The organism is Gemmatimonadetes bacterium SCN 70-22 (assembly GCA_001724275.1).
GTDB lineage: Bacteria > Gemmatimonadota > Gemmatimonadetes > Gemmatimonadales > Gemmatimonadaceae > SCN-70-22.
Window position 1 is genome coordinate 20,581 of sequence record MEDZ01000026.1, and the last position, 25,632, is coordinate 46,212.

20 protein-coding genes are annotated in these 25,632 nt (G+C 68.5%); 4 read left to right on the top strand and 16 right to left on the bottom strand.

Annotation, left to right across the window (positions count from 1 at the left end):
* The first annotated feature begins 31 nt into the window (after nucleotides 1–31).
* The 4 genes from ABS52_13405 to ABS52_13420 are packed head-to-tail and all read left to right on the top strand — an operon-like array spanning nucleotide 32 to nucleotide 5,054.
* Nucleotides 32–1,888: a glucosamine-6-phosphate deaminase gene (locus tag ABS52_13405; GenBank protein ODT02548.1), complete on the top strand. Its 1,857-nt coding sequence runs from the start codon at nucleotides 32–34 to the stop codon at nucleotides 1,886–1,888.
* A 12-nt stretch (nucleotides 1,889–1,900) separates the two neighbouring features.
* Nucleotides 1,901–3,424: a hypothetical protein gene (locus ABS52_13410; GenBank protein ID ODT02528.1), complete on the top strand. Its 1,524-nt coding sequence runs from the start codon at nucleotides 1,901–1,903 to the stop codon at nucleotides 3,422–3,424.
* Nucleotides 3,421–4,356, top strand: a complete 936-nt coding sequence (locus tag ABS52_13415) for a hypothetical protein (protein ID ODT02529.1) — start codon at nucleotides 3,421–3,423, stop codon at nucleotides 4,354–4,356. The genes ABS52_13410 and ABS52_13415 overlap by 4 nt, the downstream gene beginning before the upstream one ends.
* Nucleotides 4,357–4,394: 38 nt before the next feature.
* Entirely contained in the window at nucleotides 4,395–5,054 is a 660-nt protein-coding gene (locus ABS52_13420) for a hypothetical protein (GenBank protein ID ODT02530.1), read from the top strand.
* A gap of 86 nt (nucleotides 5,055–5,140) precedes the next feature.
* Here the strand turns inward: ABS52_13420 and ABS52_13425 are convergent, their stop codons facing one another.
* The 16 genes from ABS52_13425 to ABS52_13500 form a co-directional block, all read right to left on the bottom strand.
* Nucleotides 5,141–6,457 carry a hypothetical protein gene (locus ABS52_13425; GenBank protein ID ODT02549.1) on the bottom strand — a complete coding sequence of 439 codons (1,317 nt, stop codon included), beginning with the start codon at nucleotides 6,455–6,457 and terminating at the stop codon, nucleotides 5,141–5,143.
* A 151-nt stretch (nucleotides 6,458–6,608) separates the two neighbouring features.
* Complete coding sequence (locus ABS52_13430) at nucleotides 6,609–8,189, bottom strand: hypothetical protein (GenBank protein ODT02531.1); 1,581 nt, start codon at nucleotides 8,187–8,189, stop codon at nucleotides 6,609–6,611.
* An 81-nt stretch (nucleotides 8,190–8,270) separates the two neighbouring features.
* A complete protein-coding gene (locus ABS52_13435; GenBank protein ID ODT02550.1) occupies nucleotides 8,271–10,658 on the bottom strand; it encodes a sodium-translocating pyrophosphatase in 2,388 nt (795 codons plus the stop codon).
* 283 nt (nucleotides 10,659–10,941) lie between these two features.
* Entirely contained in the window at nucleotides 10,942–12,444 is a 1,503-nt protein-coding gene (locus ABS52_13440) for a hypothetical protein (GenBank protein ODT02532.1), read from the bottom strand.
* A gap of 147 nt (nucleotides 12,445–12,591) precedes the next feature.
* Complete coding sequence (locus ABS52_13445) at nucleotides 12,592–13,458, bottom strand: hypothetical protein (protein ID ODT02533.1); 867 nt, start codon at nucleotides 13,456–13,458, stop codon at nucleotides 12,592–12,594.
* 167 nt (nucleotides 13,459–13,625) lie between these two features.
* Nucleotides 13,626–14,054 (bottom strand): hypothetical protein, encoded by a 429-nt coding sequence (locus ABS52_13450; GenBank protein ID ODT02534.1) that lies wholly within the window; start codon nucleotides 14,052–14,054, stop codon nucleotides 13,626–13,628.
* 12 nt (nucleotides 14,055–14,066) lie between these two features.
* Nucleotides 14,067–14,531, bottom strand: a complete 465-nt coding sequence (locus tag ABS52_13455; protein ODT02535.1) for a hypothetical protein — start codon at nucleotides 14,529–14,531, stop codon at nucleotides 14,067–14,069.
* 50 nt (nucleotides 14,532–14,581) lie between these two features.
* On the bottom strand, nucleotides 14,582–15,253 hold the full coding sequence (locus ABS52_13460) for a hypothetical protein (protein ODT02536.1): 672 nt from the start codon (nucleotides 15,251–15,253) through the stop codon (nucleotides 14,582–14,584).
* A 103-nt stretch (nucleotides 15,254–15,356) separates the two neighbouring features.
* On the bottom strand, nucleotides 15,357–16,079 hold the full coding sequence (locus tag ABS52_13465) for a hypothetical protein (GenBank protein ID ODT02537.1): 723 nt from the start codon (nucleotides 16,077–16,079) through the stop codon (nucleotides 15,357–15,359).
* Nucleotides 16,080–16,268: 189 nt separating this feature from the next.
* Nucleotides 16,269–17,801: a hypothetical protein gene (locus ABS52_13470; protein ID ODT02538.1), complete on the bottom strand. Its 1,533-nt coding sequence runs from the start codon at nucleotides 17,799–17,801 to the stop codon at nucleotides 16,269–16,271.
* Nucleotides 17,802–17,850: 49 nt separating this feature from the next.
* Entirely contained in the window at nucleotides 17,851–18,519 is a 669-nt protein-coding gene (locus ABS52_13475) for a DNA-binding response regulator (protein ID ODT02539.1), read from the bottom strand.
* Entirely contained in the window at nucleotides 18,516–19,895 is a 1,380-nt protein-coding gene (locus tag ABS52_13480) for a hypothetical protein (GenBank protein ID ODT02540.1), read from the bottom strand. The genes ABS52_13475 and ABS52_13480 overlap by 4 nt, the downstream gene beginning before the upstream one ends.
* Nucleotides 19,892–21,436, bottom strand: a complete 1,545-nt coding sequence (locus tag ABS52_13485) for a hypothetical protein (GenBank protein ID ODT02541.1) — start codon at nucleotides 21,434–21,436, stop codon at nucleotides 19,892–19,894. The genes ABS52_13480 and ABS52_13485 overlap by 4 nt, the downstream gene beginning before the upstream one ends.
* A gap of 152 nt (nucleotides 21,437–21,588) precedes the next feature.
* On the bottom strand, nucleotides 21,589–22,419 hold the full coding sequence (locus ABS52_13490; protein ODT02542.1) for a hypothetical protein: 831 nt from the start codon (nucleotides 22,417–22,419) through the stop codon (nucleotides 21,589–21,591).
* Nucleotides 22,409–23,230 (bottom strand): hypothetical protein, encoded by an 822-nt coding sequence (locus ABS52_13495; protein ID ODT02551.1) that lies wholly within the window; start codon nucleotides 23,228–23,230, stop codon nucleotides 22,409–22,411. The genes ABS52_13490 and ABS52_13495 overlap by 11 nt, the downstream gene beginning before the upstream one ends.
* Before the next feature lie 797 nt (nucleotides 23,231–24,027).
* Nucleotides 24,028–25,290: a hypothetical protein gene (locus ABS52_13500; protein ID ODT02543.1), complete on the bottom strand. Its 1,263-nt coding sequence runs from the start codon at nucleotides 25,288–25,290 to the stop codon at nucleotides 24,028–24,030.
* Between the last annotated feature and the right edge of the window lie 342 nt (nucleotides 25,291–25,632).

Sequence of the window (25,632 nt, forward strand, 5' to 3'; positions counted from 1 at the left end):
TTTGTTGTCGACGAATCGCGGGCCTTCGCATGTGCACGCCGGCGACGCCCACGCGCGTGAGCGCATTCCCACCATCGTCGTCGACGAGCACGAGGATATCGCCCGCCTCGTCGCCGCGCGCATCGCCGCCATCATGCGCGACCGGGCGGCCAGCGGGCGCGCGTGCGTCCTCGGGCTGGCGACCGGGTCGACCCCGATCGGCGTGTACCGTGAGCTCATCCGGATGCACCGCGAGGAGGGGCTCTCGTTCCGGCACGTGGTGACGTTCAACCTGGACGAGTACTACCCCATGCAGCCGGACAACGTGCATTCGTACGTCCGATACATGTGGGAGAACCTGTTCGCGCACATCGACATCGACCGGGCCAACGTCCACATCCCGCGGGGCGACATTCCGCGCGGCGAGGTGGAGGCACACGTGCGCGCCTACGAGGACGCGATCCGGGCCGCCGGCGGGATCGACTTCCAGATCCTCGGGATCGGGAAGACCGGGCACATCGGCTTCAACGAGCCCGGTTCGGGGGCCGAAAGCCGGACCCGCCTCGTGACGCTGGACATGATCACGCGCCGCGACGCGGCGGCCGATTTCTTCGGTGAGGAGAACGTCCCCCGCGAGGCGCTGACGATGGGGGTGGCGACGATCCTCGCGGCGCGCGAGATCGCGATCCTGGCCACCGGCGAGCACAAGTCGGCGATCGTGCGGCGCGCGGTGGAGGGGGAGATCGCCATCGACGTGGCGGCGACGTTCCTCCAGCGGCACCCGGCCACGACCTTCTTCGTGGATCGCGCCGCAGCGGCCGACCTGACGCGTATCGCGACGCCATGGCTCCTCGACGAGGTCACGTGGACGGAGCAGCTCACGATCCGCGCGGTGGTCTGGCTCTCGCTCAAGACCGAGAAGGCGATCCTCAAGCTCACGCAGCACGACTACGCCGAGCACCATCTATCGTCGCTCGTGGCCCGGTTCGGGAGCGCCGGCGAGGTGAACGGGCACGTCTTCAACGCGTTGGGCGCCAAGATCAAGGGACGCTCGAAGCTCCCGCAGGGCAAGCGCGTCATCTGCTTCTCGCCGCACCCGGACGATGACGTGATCTCGATGGGGGGAATCCTGCGCAAGCTCGTCCTCAACGAGAACGACATCACGGTGGCGTACATGACGAGCGGGAACATCGCCGTCTTCGACCACGACGTGCGCCGCTACGTGGACTTCCTGGTGCGACTGGCCCACGACCGTTCGCTCGACGTGGCGGCCATCGAGGCGATGCGCGATCGCGTGTACGGCTTCCTCGCCGCCAAGCACCCGGGCGACGTCGACACCGCCGAGGTCCAGGACATCAAGCGGATCATCCGCGAATCCGAGGCCATCTCGGGCATCGAGACCATGGGCCTGACGAGTGCGGCGGCGCGCTTCCTGAACCTTCCCTTCTACCAGACGGGGAAGGTGCGCAAGGACCCCATCGGCCCGGCCGATATCGCGATCGTGCGGGCGCTGATCGAGGAGAAGCGGCCGGACATGATCTTCGTTGCCGGCGACCTGTCCGATCCGCACGGGACGCACCGCATGTGCAAGGAGGCGATCGAGGCGGCGCTGCACGCGCTGCGCGGCACGACGACGCCCATCCCCGAAGTCTGGCTGTACCGCGGGGCGTGGCAGGAGTGGCCGATCACCCAGGCCACCTGGCTCGTCCCGATCTCGCAGGACGAGCTGAAGCTCAAGATCCAGGCGATCTTCAAGCACCAGTCGCAGAAGGACTCGGCGCCGTTCCCCGGCCAGGACGACCGCGAGTTCTGGCAGCGGGTGGAGGCCCGGAACAAGGACACCGCCGCGCTGCTCGACCGCCTCGGCCTGGCGGAGTACTTCGCCATGGAGGCGTATGTCGTCATGTAAGGGACGCGGCTGATGGGGAGCTTCACGCTACTCGACATCGCCGTCCTCGTGCTGTACATGGGCGGGACGACGGCGCTCGGGATCTGGCTGGGGCGGGGGCAGAAGAGCGCGCGCGACTACTTCGTCGCCTCGCGTGCCATTCCCTGGTGGGCGATCCTGTTCTCCGTCGTCGCGACCGAGACCAGCGCGCTGACCTTCATCTCGATCCCCGGGCTGGCGTACCTCGGCGACTTCTCGTTTCTCCAGGTGGTGCTCGGCTACATCGTCGGGCGCATCGTCGTGTCGTACGTCCTCCTCCCCCGCTATTTCCAGGGGGAGCTGGTGACCGCGTACGCGCTGCTGGAGCGCCGGTTCGGGCTCACGACGCGCCGATTCGCGTCCATCACCTTCATGGTGACGCGGGCCTTCGGCGACTCGGTGCGCGTCTTCGCGACGGCGATCCCCGTCGCGCTCATCCTCGGGCCGTCCGTCCCGGCCGAGTACGTGATGCCGCTCTCGATCCTCATCCTCGGGGCGTTCACCGTCGTGTACACCTACGAGGGGGGGATGCGAGCCGTCGTCTGGACCGACGTGGTGCAGACCGTGGTGTACCTGCTGGGGGGGATCGGGGCGGTCTGGCTGATCGGGAGCGGCGTGGAGGGAGGATGGTCGGCCGTGCTCGACCGGGCCGCGGGCGCAGGGAAGCTGCGCATCTTCGACTTCTCGACCGACGTGAGCAAGCCGCACACCGTGTGGGCGGGAGTCATCGGCGGCGGGTTCCTCTCCATGGCGTCGCACGGCGCCGACCAGCTGATCGTGCAGCGCCTGCTCGCGGCGGCGTCGCTGCGCGACGCGCGGCGGTCACTGATCGGAAGCGGGTTCGCCGTGCTGGCGCAGTTCACGCTGTTCCTCTTCATCGGCATCGGGCTCTACTCGTACTACCAGGCCCGCACCTTCCCGAAGCCCGACGAGATATTCCCGACGTTCATCATCGAGGTGATGCCGCCGGGGATGACGGGGCTGGTGGTGGCCGCCATTCTCGCGGCGGCCATGAGCACGGTCTCGGGTTCGCTCAACTCGTTGTCGGCGGCGACGACGCACGACATCTACCTCCCGCTCACCGGGAAGCGGGCCGACGATCCGGCCGTCTTCCGGGCCGGCCGGATCTTCACGCTGCTCTGGGCGGTGATCCTCATCGGGGGGGCCCTCCTCTACAAGAACCAGGGGACGCCGGTGGTGGTGGTGGCGCTCTCCATCGCGTCGTTCACGTACGGCGGCTTGTTAGGCGCCTTCGCGCTGGGACTCGGATGGCGGCGCGCCAACCAGCGCGACGCGATCACGGGGATGGCCGTCGGGATCGCGACGATGACGTTCGTGGTCTTCGCCAAGCAGCTCTCGTCCGCTTATCCTTCGCTCGCGTCATCACTCGGCCCGCTGGCCCGGATCGCCTGGCCCTGGTACGTCCTCATCGGCACCACCATCACGTTCATCACCGGCATGCTGTCGTCACTCACCCATCCCGCGCCCGCCACCGTTCCCGGCAGGGACAAGGCATGAGCATCACCATCGTCGCCGGAGTCGATGGTGGCGGCTCGCGCACGCGCGTGGTGATCGCCGACGAGAGCGGGAGGGAGCTGGCCACGGCGGAGGGCGGGCCAAGCGCGGTCCGCCCCGGCGAGGCCGAGCGCTCGGCCGAGGTCATCGCCGCCGCGGTGCGGGAGGCGCTGGCGTCCTGTCGGATGGCCGACGTCGTCCCCAAGGTCCTGGTGGCCGGGGTGGCGGGCGCGGGACGCGACTCGGAGCGCGACGCCCTGTGGCAGGCGCTGCTGGCACGCGAGGTGGCCGAGGATGTCTCGGTCCAGCCCGACGCGATGATCGCGCTCGAGGATGCCTTCGGCGACGGCCCGGGGCTCATGGTGATCAGCGGCACCGGATCGGTAGGCTTCGGCCGCGGGCCGGCCGGGGCCTTTGCCCGCGTGGGCGGCTGGGGACCGGCATGCGGCGACGAGGGAAGCGGCGCATGGATCGGCCGCCGGGCGCTCAGCATCGTGACGGCGTCACACGACGGGCGCGAGCCGGAAACGCAGCTCTCCGGCGCGATCCTGACGGCGGCCGAGGTGAACGAGGTGCCGGAGCTGGTGGCGTGGGCTGCGGGCGCGACCCCGGCCACGCTCGCGACGCTGGCACCGGTGGTGCTGAGCGTTGCGCACGGAGGCGACCTCCGGGCCAACTCGCTCGTGACGCTGGCGGTGGAGGAACTGGTGCTGCACGCGCGCACGCTCGCGCGCCAGCTGTTCGGTGACGAGCGGGCCGCCGTCCCTCTCGCGTTAGGCGGCGGACTGCTGGCGAAGGGATCGCTGTTGCGCAAGCGGATGGTCCACCGTCTCAAGTCGGCCGTCCCTGGCGCCCAGCTGCGCGAGGAAGAGGTCGTCCCGGTACGGGGGGCGGTGCGCGCGGCGCTCCGCCTCCTCGGGGCCACCGCGGCCTAGCCGACGCAAGCGGGCATCTCGTCCCCTTTCCCGACATCATGGAACTGATCCAGACGTTCATCGACTACGTGCTCCACCTGGACGCCCACCTCACCGTGCTGGTGAACTGGGCCGGCGTCTGGACGTACGTAGTGCTGGCGCTCATCATCTTTGCCGAGACGGGATTGGTCGTGACCCCGTTTCTCCCGGGAGACTCCTTGTTGTTCGCCGTGGGCGCGCTGGCGGCGGCGACCGGGTCGCTCAACATCGTGCTCCTGTTCGTGCTCCTCACCACGTGCGCCATCGTCGGCGACGCGGTGAACTACTGGATCGGGAGCAAGTTCGGCGCGCAGGCAGCGGCCGGGCGCCTCCCCCTGGTGAAGAAGGAGCACATCCAGCGCACGCACGAGTTCTACGAGCGCCACGGCGGGAAGACGATCATCCTGGCCCGGTTCGTCCCGATCATTCGGACGTTCGCCCCCTTCGTGGCCGGGGCGGGGACGATGACCTACCAGCGCTTCGCGCTGTACAACGTGACCGGCGGGGTGGCGTGGGTCGGCGCGATGCTCTTTGCCGGCTACTTCTTCGGCAACATCCCCTTCGTGAAGGACAACTTCTCGGCGGTCGTGCTGGCGATCATCCTGCTGTCCATCGCCCCGGGCGTCATCGCGGTATGGCAGGAGCGCCGGCGGGTGCTCGCCGAGCGCGGGATGCGGTAGCGTCGCCCACGCGGGGCGACGGAGGTCGGCCGCCGCCGCCCCCGCCGCCCCCGCCGCCCCCGTCGCTCATGGAGCGCCACGCTCCGTCACGGGCTCTCGTCGCGCCCTCCGGCATCGAGCCCCTCGACCGCCGGGACCATCGACGCGTTCCAGACCCCCTCGGACTTCGCCACGAAGGCGGTGGCGCTGAGGTCGCCGCACACGTTCACCGTCGTGCGCGACATGTCCAGGATGCGGTCCACCCCGAGGATGAGGGCGATCCCCTCGCCCGGGACGCCGAACATCGTGAGGATGCCGACGAGGAGGGGGATGGACCCTCCCGGGACGCCGGCCGCGCCGACCGCGGTGATGACCGACATCACCATCACCACGATCATCTGCCCCAGCGAGAGGTCGACGCCGAAGACCTGGCAGAGGAAGATGACCGTGATCCCCTCGAAGAGCGCCGTCCCGTTCATGCACATCGTGGAGCCTAACGGGAGGACGAAGCCGGCGATGTGCGACGGGATGCCCAGGTTCTGCTCGGCGGTGGCGAGCGCCGTGGGGAGGGTGGCGCTGCTGCTGGACGTGGAGAACGCCGTGACCAGCGCCGAGCGGATGCGCGAGAAGAAGAGCATCGGCGACATCCCCACCAGGAAGCGGATGATGGCCGAGACATTGATCACGACATGGAGCAGGAGCGCCCCGAGCACGACGATCACGTAGGAGGCGAGCGGCTTCAACAGGTGGAAGCCGAACCGCGAGGTGACGCCGAAGATGAGCCCGGTGACGCCGTAGGGGGCCAGCCGCATCGCGATCTCCACGATCTTGATGACGATCGCCTCCAGCCCGTCGAGGAAGGCAATCATCGGCTTGGCCTTCTCCTCCTTGATGAGGGTGAGGGCGGCCCCGAACATGATCCCGAAGAAGATGATCCCGAGCATGTCGAGATCGACGGCCGACTTGAGCGGGTTGCGGGTGACGATGTTGACCAGCGTCTCGATCCCGAAGGTCGAATTGGCGGCCGCCTCCACCTTCGAGGTTGCATCCGTGGCGTAGGTCTGGATCAACTCGGCGCGGATGGTGGGATCCAGGCTGGCCCCGGGGCGCACGAGCGAGACCAGGATGAGTCCGAGCGTGGCGGCGAGCGCCGTGGAGCCAAGAAAGTACCCGATCGCCTTCCCCCCCACGCGCCCGACCCGCCGGATGTCTCCCAGCCCCGCCACCCCCAGGGAGATGGAGGCGAAGACGAGCGGGATGACGATCATGAACAGCATCCGCAGGAAGATCTGCCCGATGGGGCCGGCCACGTAGTGGTTGACCCCTTCCACCAGCGGGTGCTTCCCCCCGAGGGTCTGGTTGGCCAGCACGCCTAACGTGGCACCGACCAGGAGGCCGAGCAGGATCTTGGTGTGGAGCTTCATCCCGGTGCCGGAATTGCCAATCGATTCGGACATGTGGGGCGAGAAGACGAGAAGACGAGAAGACGAGAGGACGAGGGGCGTCTGCGGAGGCGCTCATCCCTTACGCAGGCGACGCGGCCAGCGTGGGGATGTCGGCGAGAGGGGCGTCAGCTCACCCGGCGTGCCCCTCCCCTCCTGGCGGCGAGAGGACCGGGCGCTTGCCGGTGCGAAGGGCCGAGTGGCGATAGCCGTACACGAAGTAGAACACGAGACCGACCGCGAGCCAGATGCCGAAGCGGATCCAGGTCACGGTCGGAAGCTGGAGCATAAGGTACAAGCAGGCCGCGATGGAGATCAGGGGGGTGAAGGGGACGCCTGGGACCCGGAACGGGCGCACGCGGTCAGGGTCCGACTTGCGCAGGAAGATGACCCCCGCCGAGACGAGGACAAAGGCGAAGAGCGTCCCGATGTTCGTCAGGTCCACCACCTCGGCGATGTTGGCGAAGGCGGCAAAGGTCGCCACGAAGGTCCCGGTCAGGATCGTCCCGACGTACGGGGTGCGAAAGCGCGGGTGGACCTTCGCCATGACGGGGGGGAGGAGGCCGTCGCGGGCCATCGAGTAGAAGATGCGCGGCTGTCCGAGCTGGAAGACGAGGAGGACGCTTCCCATCGCGATGACCGCGCCTAACGCGATGACGAAGCGCGACGCCGCCAGGAGCGCGGGGGGGCCGTCGGCATATTGGAGCGCGGTAATCATCGGCTCTGCCGTCCCCAGCTGCTGCCAGGGGGCCATCCCCGTCATCACGAGCGAGAGGGCCACGTACAGCACGGTGCAGATCACCAGCGACATGATGATCCCGAAGGGCATGTCCTTCGCGGGATTCTGGGCCTCCTCGGCGGCGGTCGACACGGCGTCGAAGCCGATGTAGCTGAAGAAGATGATCGCCGCCGCGGCGCTGACCCCGGCGAAGCCGTTGGGAGCGAAGCCCCCCTGCCCCGGGTCGTTCCAGTTGGCCGGCTTGATGAGGAAGACGCCGATGGCAAGGAAGAAGATGATGATCCCGATCTTGAGGAGGACCATCGCATTGTTGGTGTTGGCGGACTCCCGGATGCCGATGACGAGGACGACGGTGATCACGAAGACCACCAGCGCCGCCGGGAGGTTCATGATGACCGGGAGCCCGAGCAGGTGCGGGGCACTGCTCCATGCCGAGCCGAGGTACTGCATGACCGGGTCGGTCGACCCCGCGCTGACCGCGTTGAAGGCATCGTGGGCGGAGCGGTAGTCGGTGGCGAGCCAGGCCGGGAGGTGGAGGCCGAAGTGCGATATGAGCTCGCGGAAGTGCCCCGACCAGCCGATCGCGACCCCGATGTTGCCCACGGCGTACTCGACGATGAGGTCCCAGCCGATGATCCAGGCGACGAACTCGCCGATGGCGGCGTAGGCATACGTGTAGGCCGAGCCGGAGATCGGGACCATCGCGGCAAACTCGGCGTAGCAGAGGGCGGCAAAGCCGCAGGCGACGGCGGTGAGGAGGAACGAGAAGACGATGGCCGGGCCTGCGCCGGGGCGGGCGGGGTCGCCGACGATCGCCGTCCCCGTGGTCGCGAAGATCCCGGCCCCGATGGTCGCCCCGACGCCTAACGCGGTGAGGTGCCACTTGGTGAGGGTTCGCTTGAGCCCGCCGCCCAGCGAGGCCTCGGCCTCGCAGTCGGCCACCGACTTGCGCGCAAAGATGGAGGAGTTCGACATCAGGGCTGGATGAGGGAGCGGAAACGCAGACCGCGGGGCCCGGGCGAACCCTTCCGCCGGGCCCCGCGGCTGGGCCGGCGACTACGCCTTGGCCGGCACACCGGCCCCGGCGGAGGCCTCGATGCGCATCCCGTAGAACGAGCGATAGACGAAGTAGGCGCTGATCACGAAGAACACGAGGGCCAGCGCGTGGGTGAGCCCGGTCCCGCTCTTGTTGGTCATGCTCACCGCGAGCTCCACCGCCAGGAGGCCGAAGAGCGTCGTGAACTTGATGACCGGGTTGAGGGCCACCGAGGAAGTGTCCTTGAACGGATCGCCGACGGTGTCGCCCACCACCGTCGCCGCATGCAGGTCGGTTCCCTTCGCCTTCAGCTCGGTCTCCACGATCTTCTTGGCGTTGTCCCAGGCGCCGCCGGCATTGGCCATGAAGACCGCCTGGTAGAGCCCGAAGAGGGCGATGGACACAAGGTAGCCGATGAAGAAGTACGGCTCCACGAAGGCAAAGGCCAGGGTGGAGAAGAAGACGGTGAGGAAGATGTTGAGCATCCCCTTTTGCGCGTACAGGGTGCAGATCTCCACCACCTTCTTGGAATCGGCCACCGACGCCTTGGTCGTCCCCTCGAGCTTGATGTTGTCCTTGATGAACTCCACCGCGCGATAGGCGCCGGTCGTCACCGCTTGCATCGATGCGCCGGTGAACCAGTAGATCACGGCGCCACCGGTGACGAGCCCGAGCAGGAACGGCGGGTGGAGGAGGGAAAGGTACTGCAGGAACTCGGGCTTGAGTCCCTCGGTGAGCGAGACGACGATGGAGAAGATCATCGTCGTCGCGCCGACGACTGCCGTGCCGATGAGCACGGGCTTGGCGGTCGCCTTGAAGGTATTCCCCGCCCCATCGTTCTCCTCGAGGAACTCCTTCGCCTCCTCGAACTGCGGCTTGAAGCCGAAGTCGCGCTGCACTTCGGCCTCGATCCCCGGCAGCTGTTCGATGGTGGAGAGCTCGAAGACGGACTGCGCGTTGTCGGTCACGGGGCCGTACGAGTCCACGGCGATGGTCACCGGCCCCATGCCGAGGAAGCCGAAGGCCACGAGGCCGAAGGCGAAGACCGCGGGGGCCATCATCATCCCGGCGGGGAACATGATGCTGACGTAGTACCCGATGGCCATGAGCGACATGATCGCCATGCCTAACCAGTACGCCGAGAAGTTCCCGGCGATGAGCCCGGAGAGGATGTTGAGCGATGGGCCGCCCTCGCGTGAGGCCGTCACGACTTCGCGCACGTGCCGCGACTCCGTGGAGGTGAAGATCTTGACGAACTCGGGGATGATGGCGCCGGCCAGCGTTCCGCAGGTGATGATCGTGGCCAGTTTCCACCACATCGTCCCGTCGCCGATGGATGGGATGAGGAGATACGATGCCGCGTACGTGATGATCACCGAGATGATCGACGTGAGCCACACCAGGCGGGTGAGCGGCGCCTCGAAGTTCATCTTGTGCGCGTCGCCATACTGCGACTTGGCCACCGCCTCGTTGATGAAGTAGGAGAGCCCGGACGCCACGACCATCATGACGCGCATCATGAAGATCCAGACGAGGAGCTGCACCTGCACCGCCGGCTCCCGCACCGCCAGCAGGATGAAGGAGATCAGGGCCACGCCGGTCACACCGTACGTCTCGAAGCCGTCGGCCGACGGGCCGACGGAATCGCCGGCGTTGTCACCGGTGCAGTCGGCGATCACGCCGGGGTTGCGGGCGTCGTCTTCCTTGATCTTGAAGACGATCTTCATCAGGTCGGCGCCGATGTCGGCGATCTTGGTGAAGATGCCGCCGGCGATGCGGAGCGCCGCCGCCCCCAGCGACTCGCCGATGGCGAAGCCGATGAAGCACGGGCCGGCGTAGTCCCCGGGGATGAAGAGCAGGATGAGGAGCATCAGGAGCAACTCGACCGAGATGAGCATCATCCCGATCGACATCCCGGCCTTGAGCGGGATGGCGTAGCACGGATACGGCTTCCCCTTGAGCGCGGCGAAGGCGGTACGCGAATTGGCGAAGGTGTTCACGCGAATGCCGAACCAGGCCACGCCGTAGCTCCCGGCGATGCCGACGAGCGAGAAGACGAGGATGATGAGCACCCGGTCCCACGGGAAGCCGATCAGCGCCTTGAAGTACAGCAGGATGACGGCGCCGATGAAGAGCCAGAGCAGCAGGATGAACTTTCCCTGCGTGACGAGGTAGGTCTTGCAGGTCTCGTAGATGAGTTCCGAGACCTCGAGCATCGACTTGTGGACCGGCATGCCTTGCAGCTGTCGGTATATCGACAGCCCGAAGAGGAGGCCGAGGACGCACACCACGATCCCGCTCAGCAGGAGCGTGGTCCCGTTGATCCCGCCCAGGAAGGTCGAGGTCGAGAGGTCGGGGACGACGAGGTTGGCCTCACCTCCGGGGCGATGCCCGGCCTCCCCCTGCACCGCCCCCGCCGCGGCCGCCTGGGCATCGGGGGGCTGTGCGGCCGCCACCACCGGCTCGGGGCCGGGTCCCTGCGCCCCCAGCGACGACACGGGCGCGGTCCACAACAGCGCCCCCGCCGTCGCCAGGGCGAGTGTGCGCGCCACGCGCCCCACCGTGTGCCGAACTCTCTCCCGCACGTTCGTCATGCCGAACTCTCCGTCTAGGGTCGGGTTGACCACCACATGCCCTTCCGGGCGGCGGCCCATGCCGGCCGCCCGCCGTGCACCAACATGCGCGCGCCCATCAGCCGCCCGCCAGCGGCGCGCCACGCCACGCCCGCCAGAGGTAGAAGACGGGAATGCCTAACAAGACGATCGCCAGCCCGGCCATCGCCTGCGCCCGCGTCTTGTCCGCGAGGAGCAGGATCACCGCCAGCGCCCCGGCCAGGACGACGTACAGCCCCGGCAGCACCGGGTAGCCGATGGCCCGGTACGGACGCGGCGTCCCGGGCCGCGTCCGGCGGAGGATGAAGAGCCCGATCGTCGTCAGGCAGTAGAACACCAGGGCCGCGAAGATGACGTAATCGACGAGCTGGCCGTACGTCCCCGTCAGGCACAGGGCCGAGATCCAGAGCGACTGGACGACGAGGGCGAACCCGGGGACGCCGCGGGCGTTGAGCCGCCCCGCGCGCGCGAAGAAGACGCCGTCTCGGGCCATCGCCCAGCAGACCCGCGCCCCCGCGAGGATGAGCCCATTGTTGCAGCCGAAGGTCGAGATGAGGATGGCGATCGCCATCAGCGTCGTCCCGCCGGTCCCGAACACGGTCTCCATCATCGCCGTGGCCACCCGGTCCTGCGTGGCGTGCTGGATCCCGCGCGCGACGGCCGTCGCTCCCGTGGGGTCTCCCGCCAGCGGCAAGACGTTGAGGTACGCCACGTTGGACATGATGTAGAGGACGCTCACCATCCCCGTCCCCAGCAGGAGGGCCAGCGGGAGGTTGCGCTGCGGGTGCTGCACCTCGGAGGCAGCAAACGTCACGTTGTTCCACGCATCGCTGGAGAAGAGCGAGCCGACCATGGCGGCGCCGAACGCGAGGACGAGCGCCGATCCCGCGGGAGGGGTGCCGGTAAAGTTGCCGCCGAAGTTCGCGGCGACCGCCTCGGCGCTTCTCCCGAAGGACAATCCCACGATGACGATGAAGGCGAGCGCCGCCGTCTTCACGACGGTCAGCGTGGTCTGCAGCGCCTTCCCTTCCCGCACGCCGCGCAGGTTGATCGCCGTCAGGACCCAGACACTGGCGAGCGCCGCCACGCGCTGCGGCGAGAGCCCGACCTCGAAGGCCTTGCCGGGCGCATCACAGCCGAGCGCCGCGACACAGATCTCGCCGTGCGGGAACCAGGCGAACTGCTCGGCGCCGATCGAGGGGAAGAGGACCCCGAGGAATCGTCCGAACGCCACGGCGACCGCGGCCGCCGTCCCCGTCTGGATCACAAGAAAAAGGGTCCAGCCATAGAGAAACCCCATGAGTGGACCCATCGATTCGCGCAGGAAGACGTATTGCCCGCCGGCCCTGGGGAACATTGCCGCCAGTTCCCCATAGGCGAGCGCCCCGAGCACGGTGACGACTCCTGTGGCGATCCACGTCAGGAGGAGCCAGAGCGGCGAGCCGACCGTTCGCGCGATGTCGGCCGACACGATGAAGATGCCGGAGCCGATCATCGACCCGGCCACGAGCATGGTGGCATCGGTCAGCGTCAGTGCGCGGACAAAATCCGATCCCGTGCGTGCGTCGTGCGATGCGGCCACGCCTCTCCTGCGATGTCGCGTGTGTCGTGACGGTGGCACCGGGCGCAGGACGGGGTCCGGCCGAGTGCGGCAGAAAACCGCGCAATTATACGGGTGCCCCGAGATGGCGGCCAGAGCGTCATTCGCTAAGGATGACGCCGGCTGACGTCAGGACCGCGGCGCTTCGGCGGTGACGACGGCGGTGTCGAGGACCGGGCGCCCGTCCGGGCGCGTGGCGGGGCGGAAGCGGATCTCGCTCAGCATCTCGCGGATGCGCTTGTTGTAGCCGCCGTCGCTGGAGGGATTGAAGGCGAGGAGGCGTGCGTTCCCCGTCGTATCGACCTCGAAGTAGGCAACGAGCTTGTACGGACGGACCTTGCTGGGGACGGGGAGCGGAAGGATCGGGAGCGAGATGACGGAGGGAGGATAGTTCGCGTCTCCTCCTCCACCCGTGCCGGGGCCGACCCCCGATCCACGTCCGGTCCCGACCCCGGAGCCCACGCCCCCACCGCTCCCCGGGCCACTCCCTCCGCTCCCGTCCTTGCCCGAGCCGCCGCCTGCCCCGCTCACGACACTGACGTCCTTCACGTCCTTGCTCGCGGCCGCAGCCGCCGGGTCGGTCGCTGGGGGGACGACGGGAGGAGGAGGCGGCGGCTTGACGACCTCCGGCTTCGGCACCTCGACCGGCTTGGGCGGGGTGACTTCCGGCTTGGCGGCGGGTTGCTCGGCCGGCGGCGGCGCCACCTGCACGTAGCGCAGACGCTCGCGCAGGATGCGCCCCCCCATCCCTCCCGAGCCCCCTCCTCCCCCACCCGCAGCCCCAGGCCCGCCTGCTCCCTGCTTCGGGACGTAGTCCAGCGTGGTCGCGACGAAGACGGGAGGAGCGACGATGAGGAAGAGAAGGAGCGCGTGGATCAGGACGGAAACGACGGTCCCCTCGCGGCGCGACTCCGCACGCGAGGGAATGCCGATGGGCGGACGCAGCGGCGGCCGCTTGGGCCGGGGGGAGCGCGGATCTGGGGTGGCCAGCGTCACGAGTGGGAGGCGCAGTGAGGGAGGCGACTGGAAGTTATACGATCCTGTCGCGCGAAGGGTTCACCGACGTCACGTACCGTCGCCCAACGCGAACGGCGGGCCCCCGAGGGAGCCCGCCGTCCGCATACATCCAGCGCCGGTGCCGCTTGGTGCGGCGCCGGTGCCGCCTATTGCGACGCCGGTGCCGCTTCCTTCGGCGTGACGCCGATGACCTTGACGCCGGCCCCGCGCGCCTGGTCCATGGCGAAGATGACCTGCTGGTACTTCACCGTCGGATCGCCCTTCACGAACATGATCTTGTCCGGGCGGGGATCGTAGATCTCCTTGAGGCGCCGCAGGAGGCCGTCCTTGGCGACCGGCTCCTTGTTGATGGCGAACTGGTCGCCGGGGAGAACCTCGAGGACGATCTGGTTCGACACGGCATTGGCCGCCGCGACCTGGGGTTGCGGGTCGGGGAGCTGCAGGTCCATTGCCTTGCGCGCCATCGGCTGCATGACCATGAAGATGATCAGGAGCACGAGGAGCACGTCGATCATGGGGACGACGTTGGGCTCGTTGTTGAGTCCGCCGCCCTTACCCCCTACTGACATTCCCATGGGCAGAGTCCTCTACTTCTTGGTCTCGTCGGGGCGGTCCCCGGCGACGGTGGATTCCGTGCCCGGCACCTGGTCCGTGACGGCGCCGACGACACGCACGCCATTGCGCGAGGCAATGTCCATGGCATCGAGCACCTTCTCGTACGGCAGGTCCTTGTCGGCCTTGATGTACAGGATCTTGTCGATGGTGCGCGCGTCGTAGATCGACTTGAGCGTCTCGGCCAGCTTGTCGTTCTGGAGCGCGCGCTTGTTGAGGTAGTACTGTCCTTCCTTGTCGATGCCGAGGACCTGGTCCGAGTCCTCCTCGGGGTGGGTCTTCAGGTTGATCCCCGAGGGGGGGACCGCCTGGAACCCCGCCGCCAGCGCCGGTGTCACGACCATGAAGATGATCAGGAGCACCAGCATGACGTCGATCATCGGCACGACGTTCGGTTCGGACTTGACGCTTTCGGCGCCACTTCCAACTGACATGCCCATTACGAGTTCCTCCTAAACGTGGAGTGCGGGAAACCGCTCGATCGCGGGGATCAGGTCAGCGGACCGCCGCTCTGGGCCTGGGTGTTGAACTCGCGGGTGAAGCGCGACCGGCCGAACTCGCCCGAGACGCCCTTGATGAGGTAGTCGATCATCTCCTTCGAGGTGTAGGTCATCTCGGCGGAGAGGTTGTCGATCTTGGTCGTGAAGTAGTTGTAGAACCACACGGCCGGGATGGCGACGATGAGGCCGAAGCCCGTGGCGATGAGCGCCTCGGCGATACCGGCGGCGATGGCGGTGATGCCGCCCGACCCCGACTTGGCCATGCCTTCGAAGGCGTTGATGATGCCGAACACCGTCCCGAGGAGGCCGACGAACGGCGCCGTCGAACCCACCGTGGCGAGGACGGCGAGGCCGCGCTTGAGCGACACCATCTCCATCAGCATCTCGCGCTCGACCGCGCGCTCGGCCGTGTTGATGTCGGACACCGTGACCGAGCCGTCCATGATGAGCGGCTTGACTTCGGCCAGCGCGCCACCGAGGACACGGGCGACGTGCGACTTCTTGTAGCTCTCGGCGAGCTTGATCGCCTCGCCGAGGTTGTCCTCCTCGAGGAACTGCGAGAACTCCGGCGCGAACTTGATGGTCTCGCTCTGCGCGCGGCGCAGCTGCCAGACCTTCGAGATGCCGACCGACAGCGACCACACCGACATGAACGCCAGCACGGCCCACAGGAACTTACCAAAGACTGGCGTTGACGCCCAGATTTCCGCGAAATCCAGATTCATAACCGAGTTTCTCCAGACAAGTGGTTAGGGGTCGAACCGATTACTTCGAAATCGCGAACGAGAACGGCTGCTGCACGAGCTGACGCACCTTGCGGCCGCCGACTTCGGCAGGGATGAAGCGCATGCCGGGCAGCGCATTCTTCACCGCGTTCCCGAACAGTTCGTGCGTGGTCTTGAGCACCTTGTACGAGGACATCTCGGCGCGCCCCGTCGTGTCGACGACGAATTGCGCGAGCACCTCGCCCTCGACGCCCGCCTGACGGAGGATGTCGGGATAGCGCGGTGAGGACCCGCCGGGGAGCGCCTGCACCGGCTTCTCCACCTGGAACTCGAAGAACGGCTGGTCCTGATTGGCGACGAGCTGCGGCTTCCCGCCTTCGACGCCCTTCGAGGTTCCACCCGCGACACCCTTGCCCGAGAAGTCCGCCTCGTCAGTGACCTTCTTGGAAAGGTCGATGTCGGGGAGGACGTCCGGGATCTCGACGGGAGCCGTCAGGATCTGGAACCCCTTGGGCGGCGGCGGAGCCGCAACCACGTCCGGAGGGGGCGGCGGAGGCGGTTCGTTCTTCGGTGGAGGTGGCTCATCCTTCTTCATCTCCACGAACTCGACCTTCTCCTGCTTCGGCTTCTCGAACTCCTGCGCCGCATGCCCGCCTGCATAGACCACCAGGGTGATCATGCCGGCATGCAGCACAAAGGAGAAGAAGATGCCCGCAGGGCTCCGCTGCTTCTTGCGCTTGGACTCGACCAGGTTGTTGAACATAACCCTCGACCGTCGGGACACGTTGGCAGAACAGCGTCTGTGGTGGACGCGTCGATTCTACGGTCCGTGCGTGATCACGGAATAGCGTCTCGATTAAGAATCGATGAAGCGCGAATTAGGATTCGGTTCGCCCCCGAGGTCGCCGCTCCATCCGACCTCAGCCTTGCATTGATATGCGACCGCCACGCCTCAGCTTACCGACCGAACCGTTGGCAATTCCTCATCCGCCGACTCGGTCGCGGACACGCCCTCGGCCACGGGAAGCACCACCGTGAAGGTCGTCCCCCGATTCAGGCGTGACTGCACCAGCAGCTGCCCGCCGTGCGCCTGAGCGATCCACTGCGAGATGGCGAGTCCGAGGCCGAAGCCGCTGCGTCCGGACGAGCGCGACCGGACCTGGTCGGCCCGCCAGAATCGCTCGAAGATGAAGGGGAGATCGGCGGCGGCGATCCCGATCCCCGAGTCCTTGACGCTGAAGTGCACCTGGGCATCGTGACGGGAGAGATTCAGCTCCACCTTCCCGCCGCGTGGCGTGTACTTGATGGCGTTCGTGACGAGGTTCAGGAAGAGCTGGCGCAGGCGCGTCCGGTCGCCCATCACCACGAGGGGCTCCACGGTCGGCATCGCGACCTGGAGGCCGGCGTCCTCGCCGAGGATGATCGCCGTCTCCATGACCTCCCGTACGAGGGGCTCCATCGCGACCGGCTCCCGGTGCAGGTCGAAACGCCCCTCATCGGCGCGGGCGAGCGTCAGGAGCGAGTCCACCAGGTCGGCCATCCGCGTCGTCTGCTCCAGCGCCTCCTCCAGCGCCACCAGCTGTTCGGTCGAGTGGGATTGCGCCTGCATCGCGCGCTCCACGTCGGCCCGCATCACCGCCAGCGGCGTCTTGAGCTCGTGCGAGGCGTCGGCGGTGAAGCGGCGGAGCGCCCCGAACGAGCTCTCCAATCGCCCGATCATGGCGTTGAGCGTCGTCGTCAGGCGGGCCAGCTCGTCGCCGCTCGACTCGACCGCCAACCGGCGATGCAGCGACCGCCCGTCGGTGATGTCCTCGACTTCGGTGGTGATCCGGTCGATCGGAGCGATAGCCCGCCCGGCGATCATCCACGCGCCGCCCGCCGAGAGAACGACTACGATGGGAAATATAAGTAGAACGCTGCCAAGGACTTCGCGCGCAGAACTATCGTACTCCTTGAGGTTAACTCCGGCGATCACGCGCCGGCGACCGAAGATCGGATCGCTGCTCCGACGCTCTACCAGGATCAGGTCGCCGACCCGGAGTTGCACCCGCACCGCCCGCGACGACCCCTCGACCTGGGCCAGCGAGTTCTCGAATCGCTCGATGTCGCGCTGGGCGAGGTCGCGCTGCGCGAGACTCCCCGGGAGAAAGTAGAGGTCGTTGACCGCCCTCGACGTGTAGAGCCGCCGCCCGCTCTCGTCGTCGAACACGATGAGGTAGCCCGGAATCTCGACCAGGAGGCGGGCCACATCCTTATTGAGGACCGAGCCGACCAGAGAGTCGGAGACGATGATCTGCTCCGCCCCGGCTCGCTGGGTCGCTCGCAGGATGGCGACGGCGAGGTCCCCATGGGCGATCGCCTGCTGCGCCGCTTCGCGCATGACCCCCGCCCGGCGGGCGAAGAAGATCGCGCCCGCGAACAGGACCATCGAGGTCAGCATGACCGCGGTGTAGCGAAGGGTCAGCTTGGAGCGGAGGGAGGACACGCTCGAACCAGAAGACGAGAGGACGAGAGGACGAGAAGACGGGAGAGGCCTAGCTCTTCACCACGTAGCCGACGCCGCGTACCGTCGTGATCAGCTTCTTGTCGTGGCCGGCGTCGATCTTCTTGCGCAGGTGGTTGATCACGACGTCCACGATGTTGGTCCCGGGGTCGAAGTGATACCCCCAGGCGTACTCGGTGATCAGCGTCCGGCTCATGACCCGGCCGGCATGCCGCATCAGGTACTCCAGGACCGCGAATTCCTTGGGAGTCAGGTCGACCACTCGGCCGGCGCGATGCACCTCGCGGGTGTCGCGGTTGAGCTCGAGATCGGCGACGCGGAGCAGCGGCGAGGCCATCGCCCTCGGGCGACGGGCCAGGACTTCGACGCGGGCCAGGAGCTCCTCGAAGGCGAAGGGCTTCGTGACGTAGTCGTCGGCCCCGGCGCGAAGCGTCTTGACCTTGGTGTCGACCGCGTCCTGCGCCGTGAGGATAAGGACCGGCTTCTCGAAGCCGCGCGAACGCAGGCTTTGCAGGACATCGAGCCCGGACTTCCCCGGAAGTCGCATGTCGAGGATCACGACGTCGAACGACTCGGTCGCCGCAACCCGCTCACCCTCCTCGCCATCGGTGACGAGTGTCACCCCCCATCGCTGTTCCTCCAGCCCGCGCTTGATGAACGCGCCCACGGTGGGATCGTCCTCGATGACAAGAACTTTCATGTGCTATTCTGCAGTTCGCTCGCGCGCTCGAAGCCGTATTCCCGGATCTTCCGGTAAAGTGTCTTGGAGGATATGCCGAGGATGGCTGCGGCGCGACCCTGATGCCAGTTCACCCGGTCGAGCACGAGGCGAATGTGGTCGCGTTCCAGCTCGGCGAGGGGGCGAAGGGCGCTGGCGCCGGCGGCGGACGGCGCGCGGTCGCCGAGTGGCAGCGTGAGAGGGAGGTCGCGCACGTCGATCGTGTCGCTGCGGGCGAGGAGGACGGCCCGTTCCATCACGTTTCGCAGCTCCCGCACGTTCCCCGGCCAGTCGTAGGAGTGGAGTAGCTCCACCGCGCCGTCGCTGAGGCGCAGGGTCCGTCCTCCAGCCAGTCGCTCGAGGAACCGCTCGGCGAGGAGGGGGATGTCGCTTCGGCGTTCGCGGAGCGGGGGGAGGTCGAGCCGCACCGTGTTGATGCGGTAGAACAGGTCATCGCGGAAGTCGCCGGCGGCGACCAGGGCGTCGATGTCCCGGTTGGTCGCGGTGATGATCCTGGCGTTGAGCGTGACTCTCTGCGTCCCCCCGACCCGGAAGAAGGTCCCCTGCTCCAGGACACGGAGGATCGCCCCCTGTTGCCGCCCGTCGAGGGCGGCGATTTCGTCCATGAACAGCGTCCCGCCCGAGGCGAGCTCGAGGAGCCCCGCCCGTCGTCCATCACGCCCATGGAGGGAGACGCTCTCCACCCCGAACAGCTCTCCCTCCACGGAGGCGCCGCCGATGGCGCCGCAGTGGATGTCGAGCAGCGGGCCGCGGCCGCGCTCGGAGAGCCGGTGTATGGCACGCGCGACCAGCTCCTTCCCCGTCCCCGATTCTCCGGTGATGAGGACGGGGGCCAGGCTCCGCGCCACGCGCGGAACCATGTCCAGGACCTCCCGGAAGGCCGCATGGCGGGTGACGAGCTCGGGGAGGGGATCGACCGACGCCAGTCGCTTCTCGAGGCGCGCGTTCTCGCGCGCCAGTTCGCGTCGCTCCCAGGCGCGCCGGACGAGCACGTCGATCTCGGCCATGCGATAGGGCTTGGTGAGGTAGTCGTACGCGCCGAGGCGCATGGCGCCGATCGCCGTCTCCACCGTCCCGTTGCCGGTGATGATGATGACCTCGGGCGGTGAGGGCTCGTCGCGGAGGAGGCGAAGGACCTCGAGGCCGTCGAGACCGGGCATGACGATGTCGAGGAGCGCAACGTCGAAGGACTCGGTGCGCAAGGTGGCGAGCGCCGACTCGCCGTCGCGCACGACGGTCACCTCGTGCCCCCGGGACGCGAGGAACTGCTCGAGCAGGGAGCCGAGGTGCAGCTCGTCCTCGGCGACGAGGACCTTGATGTGTGGCGTGTCTGTCACGCCGGAACGACCCCCGGGAGGAGGATCCGGAAGGTGCTCCCTGCCCCGACCGCGCTGTCCACCTCGATGCGCCCTCCGTGCTCCGTGATGATCCCGTAGCAGATGGAGAGGCCAAGCCCCGTCCCCCGCCCGGGCGCCTTGGTGGAGAAGAACGGCTCGAAGATGCGCGGGAGGTCGGCGCGGGCAATTCCCGCTCCCTCGTCGATGACCTCGGCAATCACCCCCTCGGCGCGCGAGAGCCCCCCCCGGGTGCGGATGGTGATGGTCCCCTCGTCCGGCATGGCGTCGGCGGCGTTGATCAGCAGCGCCATCAGCACCTGGACCAGCTGCTCCGCGTTGCCCTCGACGGCGGGAAGGTCCGCGGCGAGGAGCGTCTGCAGCTGCAATCGGCGGAAGCGGGCGTGGTGCCTGACGAGGAAGACTGCCTGCTCCACCACCTCGTTGATGCCGACGGGGACCTTCTCGGCGGACCGCGGGCGCGAGAAGTCGAGGAGGCCATCGACGATCCGCTTGCAGCGTTGCACCTCGCCGTCGATGATGCGGAGAAACTCGCCCGCCTGCGGCGGGACGTCGACCCCCTGTGACCGCAGGTCGTCGAGGCGGAAGCCGAGGCTCTCGGCGCAGGCGGAGATGGTGGCCAGCGGGTTGTTCACTTCGTGCATGACCCCGGCGGCGAGCTGGCCGATGGCGGCCAGCTTCTCCGACTGGGCGAACCGGTCCTGCGCCTGTGTCCAGTCGGTGACGTCCTCGCCGATGGTGATGACGTGGGTGATGGCCGCGTCGCCGAGTCGCATGGGGAGCTTGGTGATGCGGTAGCTGCGCGCCTCGCCGCTGGCCCGTGACTCGATGGTGAATTGCTGCATGCGCCCGGTCCGGAAGACCTCGTCGAACTCCTTGCGCAATGCCTCCGCCGGGGCGCGATGGAGAATCTCGAAGATCGTCCGCCCCAGCGCCTGCTCGCGCGAGATCCCCTGCATCCCGGTTTCGCGCTTGCGGTTCCAGGCCTGGACGCGATACTCGCGATCGATCACGTAGAGCCCCACCGGGAGCGAGTCGACGATTTGCTCGGTGAAGCGCTTCTCGTCGTCGAGCTGACGGGTGCGGCGCTCGATCTCGCCCTCGAGGTGGCGCAGCTGGTCGGCGCGCGAGAGCTCGAGGGCGAGGATGTTGGCCACGGTACCGAAGGCGAGAAGGGGCTCGCTCCCCAGCGGCTGCGCCAGCCGCAACGCGATCGCCCCGAGGCGCCGGCTCCCCGCCACGAGGCGGTGAACGGCCAGGGTCGCGCCGCTCCCCTCGCCTCCCTCGAGGAGAGCCGCCACCTCGTCGGCGGTGATCGTGGACTCGCCGGCGCGGAGGGAGCAGACGAGTCCCTTGGCGCTGTAGAGCCAGAGACCCGCTTCGCGGACCCCGAACGCGGCGACGAGGTGTTCGAGGACGTCGTTGGTCTTGGCCACGACGTCATGGCCCGACGCGAGCCGCACGGCGATGTCCGAGACGATGGCGAGCGGGTGCACCGCGGTATTGAGCGGACGGGGAGCCATTCGGAGAGGGGACGGAGTGCGGGGGCGAGGGTGAACCCGCGGCCAATCCCGGGTATCCCTCCTTCGGACAGAATGACCGATTCCATGCACCTTCGGTAACGATATGCTGCGGAGCCGCCGCCGGGGGGGCCAGGGAGCGCGGGGAGGCGGACTCAGCGAATCCCCGTCAGCTGGATCCCCCTCGTGAAGAACCGTTGCGAGGCCAGGAATGCCACGAGGACGGGGACCAATGCCGTGACGGCTGCCGCCATCTGATAGGGCCAGTTGGCATAGTAGAGCCCATGGAACGAGGCGATCCCGACCTCGACCGTGCGCATCTCCATCGACTGGGTCACGACGAGCGGCCACAGGAACGACTTCCAGGCGTCGATGAAGGCGAAGAGGGCCAGGGTGGCGAGGGCCGGGCGCGCCAGCGGGAGGGCGATGCGCCAGAAGATCGTCCACTCCGAGGCGCCGTCGATGCGGGCGGCGTCCTCGGTGTCGCGCGGAAGGGTGAGGAAGAACTGCCGCATCATGAAGACGCCCCAGACCGAGACGAGCTCGGTGGAGACGAGCCCGGCGATGGTATCCACGCCGCCTAACGCGTCGATGAGGAGGAAGCGCGGGATCAGGAGGACGATGCCGGGGATCATGAGGGCCCCGAGGTACGCGGCGAAGGCGGCGCCACGCCCGGCAAAGCGGAAACGGGCGAAGGCATAGCCGCCCAGCGCCCCCGTGAAGGTCTGCCCCACCACCATGCAGGCGGCGAGGATCCCGCTGTTGATGAAGAAGCGCCCGAAGGGGAGCTGGGTGAGGGCGTTCGGGAAGTTGGCCCACTGCGGCGACGCCGGCACGAGCGGCGGCGGGAACTGGAAGACCTCGAACTCCTCCATCAGGGCGGTGGAGAGCATCCAGAGGAAGGGGATGAGCATCACCAGCGCCAGCAGGATGGCCGCGGCATAGCCGGCCACGACGCGCCGGCGCGTCAGGCGCTCACGCGACATCGTCCACCTTCCGGTTGATGACGCGCCACTGGAGGAGGGTCAGCCCCAGCAGGATCGCGAAGAGGACCCAGCTCATCGCGGAGGCGTAGCCCATGCGGCGGAACTCCCACGCATTCTGGTAGATGCGATAGACCAGGACGTCGGTGGCGTGCACGGGGCCTCCCTCGGTCATGACGTAGACGAGAGTGAAGACCTGGAATGACCAGATGATCCCGGTGACGAAGAGGTAGATGGTGACGGGGCGCAGGAGGGGAAAGGTGATGTGACGGAAGCGGGCCCACGGCGTGGCCCCGTCGAGGGTGGCCGCTTCGTGCAGGTGCGGCGGGATCCCCTGCAGCCCCGCGAGGTAGATGACCATCTGGTAGCCGAGCTGCACCCAGGCCGAGACGATCATGACGGCGATCAGCGCCGTCTTCGGGTTGCCGAGCCAGTCGACGCCCGGCAGCCGCACGGCGCGCAGCAGGTAGTTGAGAAGGCCGTAGTCGACGTTGAAGATCCACTGCCAGACGACGGCGATGGCGACGAAGGAGACGACGGTCGGAAGGAAGACGATCGCGCGCAACGCCTTCATCCCGCGCAGCGGCTGGTCGAGGATGAGCGCCGCTCCGAGGGCGAGCGCCATGCTGACGGGGACGTACACGGAGTAGAGGGCGGTGTTGGCCAGCGCCTTCCAGAAGAGCGGGTCGCGCCCCAGCTCGAGGTAGTTCCCCACCCCGACGAACGGGCGGTCGATCCCCAGCAGGTCCCAGTCATGCAACGACACGTAGAGTGTGAAGGCGAGCGGGCCGGCGGTGAAGATCAGCAGGTGCAATGCGCTGGGAGCGAGGAACCCCCACGCGGTGAGCGTCTCGCGGCGGTCGGCCGGACGGCGGCGCGCCGAGGCGGCCCAGCCTGCGGCGAAGAGCGCCGCGATGGCGACGGCGAGGATCAGCGTGAGGGCGAGCGCCGCCAGGGGCGCCGAGGGGAGCGGGAGGGCGAGCGCGTCGAAGCGCGTGACGGCCGTGGGGGGAGGGAGGTCGCGGGCGGCGAGCTCGATCCGCAGGCGGACGAGCACCGCCAGCGCCGACATGGTGACCGCGAGGACGGCGGCGGGGACGCTGAGGGTGGCGTAGATGGAGGACTTCGGATCGGCCGCCAACCGGCGGAGACCTCGTGTGGCGAGCGTGGCGCCGAGGATGGCGGCGAGCGCGAGGCCAGCGGCGGGAATGCGGAGGTTGCGCCACGGCTCGACCTGCAGGGCCATCACTCCGGTGATCTCCCACTGGTCGCGGTCCTTCACCGGGACGCTGATGGCCTGGCGCCACCAACCGCGGTGCACGATGACGCGGTCGCGTCCCTCGAGTGGTTGCGCCTGGCGGCCGAGGAAGCGTGTCAGCTCGCCGCGCGCGCGCCTGAGCGCCCCCTCGGCCACGAGCCGGCGCCGGGGCGACGGGCGGGCGAGCGAATCCTCGGCGAGCGCCCGGACGACCGTTCGCGCCTCGTGGGCGGCCAGCGCATACTCGACGTGGGCGCCGGCCCGGGCGACGACGAGGAAGGTGGCGATCGCCCACGCGATGCACACCCCGATCACGGTGCGCATCGCGATGCGGAGGGCGGTGGACGTGGCGCTCACCGCCGGAGGACCTCGTCGAGCCGGCGTGCCACGTCGCGCGCGACGTCGGCGACCGGTTCCCCGCGGATGACGACGCGATCGATGATGTCGGGGAGCTGCGCCTCCACCTCGCGGAAGCGCGTGATGCGCGCCCCCCACGGGGGGCGTCCGAAGGCGACCTGCGCCAGGAAGGCGCGTTCGAGCCCCAGCGTGTCGTGCGAGGCGAACTCCGCCTGCACCGCGGGCATGGTGGAGAGCTCGAGCCCGGCGGCGAGGCGGTGGCGTTGCGCCGCGGCGCCAGCCAGCGCGGCGGCCAGCTCGACGGCCAGCTTGCGATGGGTGGCGTTGCGCGGGACCGCCCACCCCGAGGCGAAGAGCGGCGTGGCCGGCGCCGCCCCCGGGGCATGCGGGAAGGAGACCACGCCTAACGACAACTGCCCCCGGGCCAGCTGGGCGCGGATGTTGGGGATGAGCCAATGCCCGCTGGGAAGGAGGGCGAGGCGTCCCGAGTAGAAGAGGCGCGTCTCGTTTCCCGAGACGGCGCGGAAGGCATTGGGGCGCGGCGCGACCTTGTGCTCGACGGCCAGCGACGTGAGAAAGCCGAGCGTGCGCACCGTGGCCGGCGCATCGAGCGCCCCGCTGGCTCGGCGCCCGTCGGGTTGGAGGATGTCGCCCCCGCCGCTCCACACCATCGCCTGCCACGTGTGAAAGCGCCGGTCCACGGCGGTCCCCCACTGCTCCGGCGTCCCGTCGCCATCGCGATCGATCGTCAGCGCCCGCGCCGTGCGCAGGAACTCGTCGAAGGTCCACCCGTCGCGAGGATAGGCGAGCCCCGCCGCATCGAACAGCCTCCGGTTGTAGTAGTAGACCACCGGGGAGAACCCTTTCGGGAAGGCGAGGACCGAATCGCCGCGCGAGAACATCGCCAGGACGCTGGGGAAGAATGCATCGAGCGCGAGCCCCGCGCGCGCGGCGAAGGGGGCCAGGTCGAGGAGGACCCCCGCCTGCGCGAACGACGGGACGTCGATGCCGTCGAGGAGGAGGACGTCGGGTGGGCTACCGGACGCGATCGCGGTGATGACCTTCTCGCGGTACTCGGCCTGGTTGCTCACCGGTTCGTTGACGACGCGGACCCCCGGGTGCTCGCGCTCGAACGCCTGCACGGCCGGGAGGTCGAGGACGTTCTCCTGTGGCGACTGCCACGACGTCATGCGGAGGACGATCTCGTCCTCGCCGCCACCGCATCCGGAGAGGAGCACCGCCACCCAGAGCCCGGCCACCCAGCGCGCTGCCACCCGGCGCGCTGCCACCCGGCGCGCTGCCACCCAGCGCGCTGCCACCCGGCGCGCTGCCACCCGGCGCGCTGCCACCCGGCGCGCTGCCACCCGGCGCGCTGCCACCCGGCGCGCCGCCGCGCCACGTGGCACGGGGCGCCGACCGGCCGCCTGGGCGCCACCCGGGCGGGAGTCCGCCAGGCGCAATCCGCGACGGGGAGCGCGCACGGCTTCGCTCACTCCACCCCCCGCCCCGCCAGGCGCCCCGCGCGGTCGTACACCAGCGACTCCGGGGCGCGCACGGAAATCCCCACCGTCGTCCCCACGGCGGGAGCGGGGCCGGCGGGG

Bases quoted from the DNA above. Each gene is read 5' to 3' on its own strand.
- ABS52_13410 (ODT02528.1), top strand. From the start codon at position 1,901: ATGGGGAGCTTCACGCTACTCGACATCGCCGTCCTCGTGCTGTACATG.
- ABS52_13415 (ODT02529.1), top strand. From the start codon at position 3,421: ATGAGCATCACCATCGTCGCCGGAGTCGATGGTGGCGGCTCGCGCACG.
- ABS52_13420 (ODT02530.1), top strand. From the start codon at position 4,395: ATGGAACTGATCCAGACGTTCATCGACTACGTGCTCCACCTGGACGCC.
- ABS52_13425 (ODT02549.1), bottom strand. From the start codon at position 6,457: ATGAAGCTCCACACCAAGATCCTGCTCGGCCTCCTGGTCGGTGCCACG.
- ABS52_13430 (ODT02531.1), bottom strand. From the start codon at position 8,189: ATGTCGAACTCCTCCATCTTTGCGCGCAAGTCGGTGGCCGACTGCGAG.
- ABS52_13450 (ODT02534.1), bottom strand. From the start codon at position 14,054: ATGGGAATGTCAGTAGGGGGTAAGGGCGGCGGACTCAACAACGAGCCC.
- ABS52_13455 (ODT02535.1), bottom strand. From the start codon at position 14,531: ATGGGCATGTCAGTTGGAAGTGGCGCCGAAAGCGTCAAGTCCGAACCG.
- ABS52_13465 (ODT02537.1), bottom strand. From the start codon at position 16,079: ATGTTCAACAACCTGGTCGAGTCCAAGCGCAAGAAGCAGCGGAGCCCT.
- ABS52_13475 (ODT02539.1), bottom strand. From the start codon at position 18,519: ATGAAAGTTCTTGTCATCGAGGACGATCCCACCGTGGGCGCGTTCATC.
- ABS52_13485 (ODT02541.1), bottom strand. From the start codon at position 21,436: ATGGCTCCCCGTCCGCTCAATACCGCGGTGCACCCGCTCGCCATCGTC.
- ABS52_13490 (ODT02542.1), bottom strand. From the start codon at position 22,419: ATGTCGCGTGAGCGCCTGACGCGCCGGCGCGTCGTGGCCGGCTATGCC.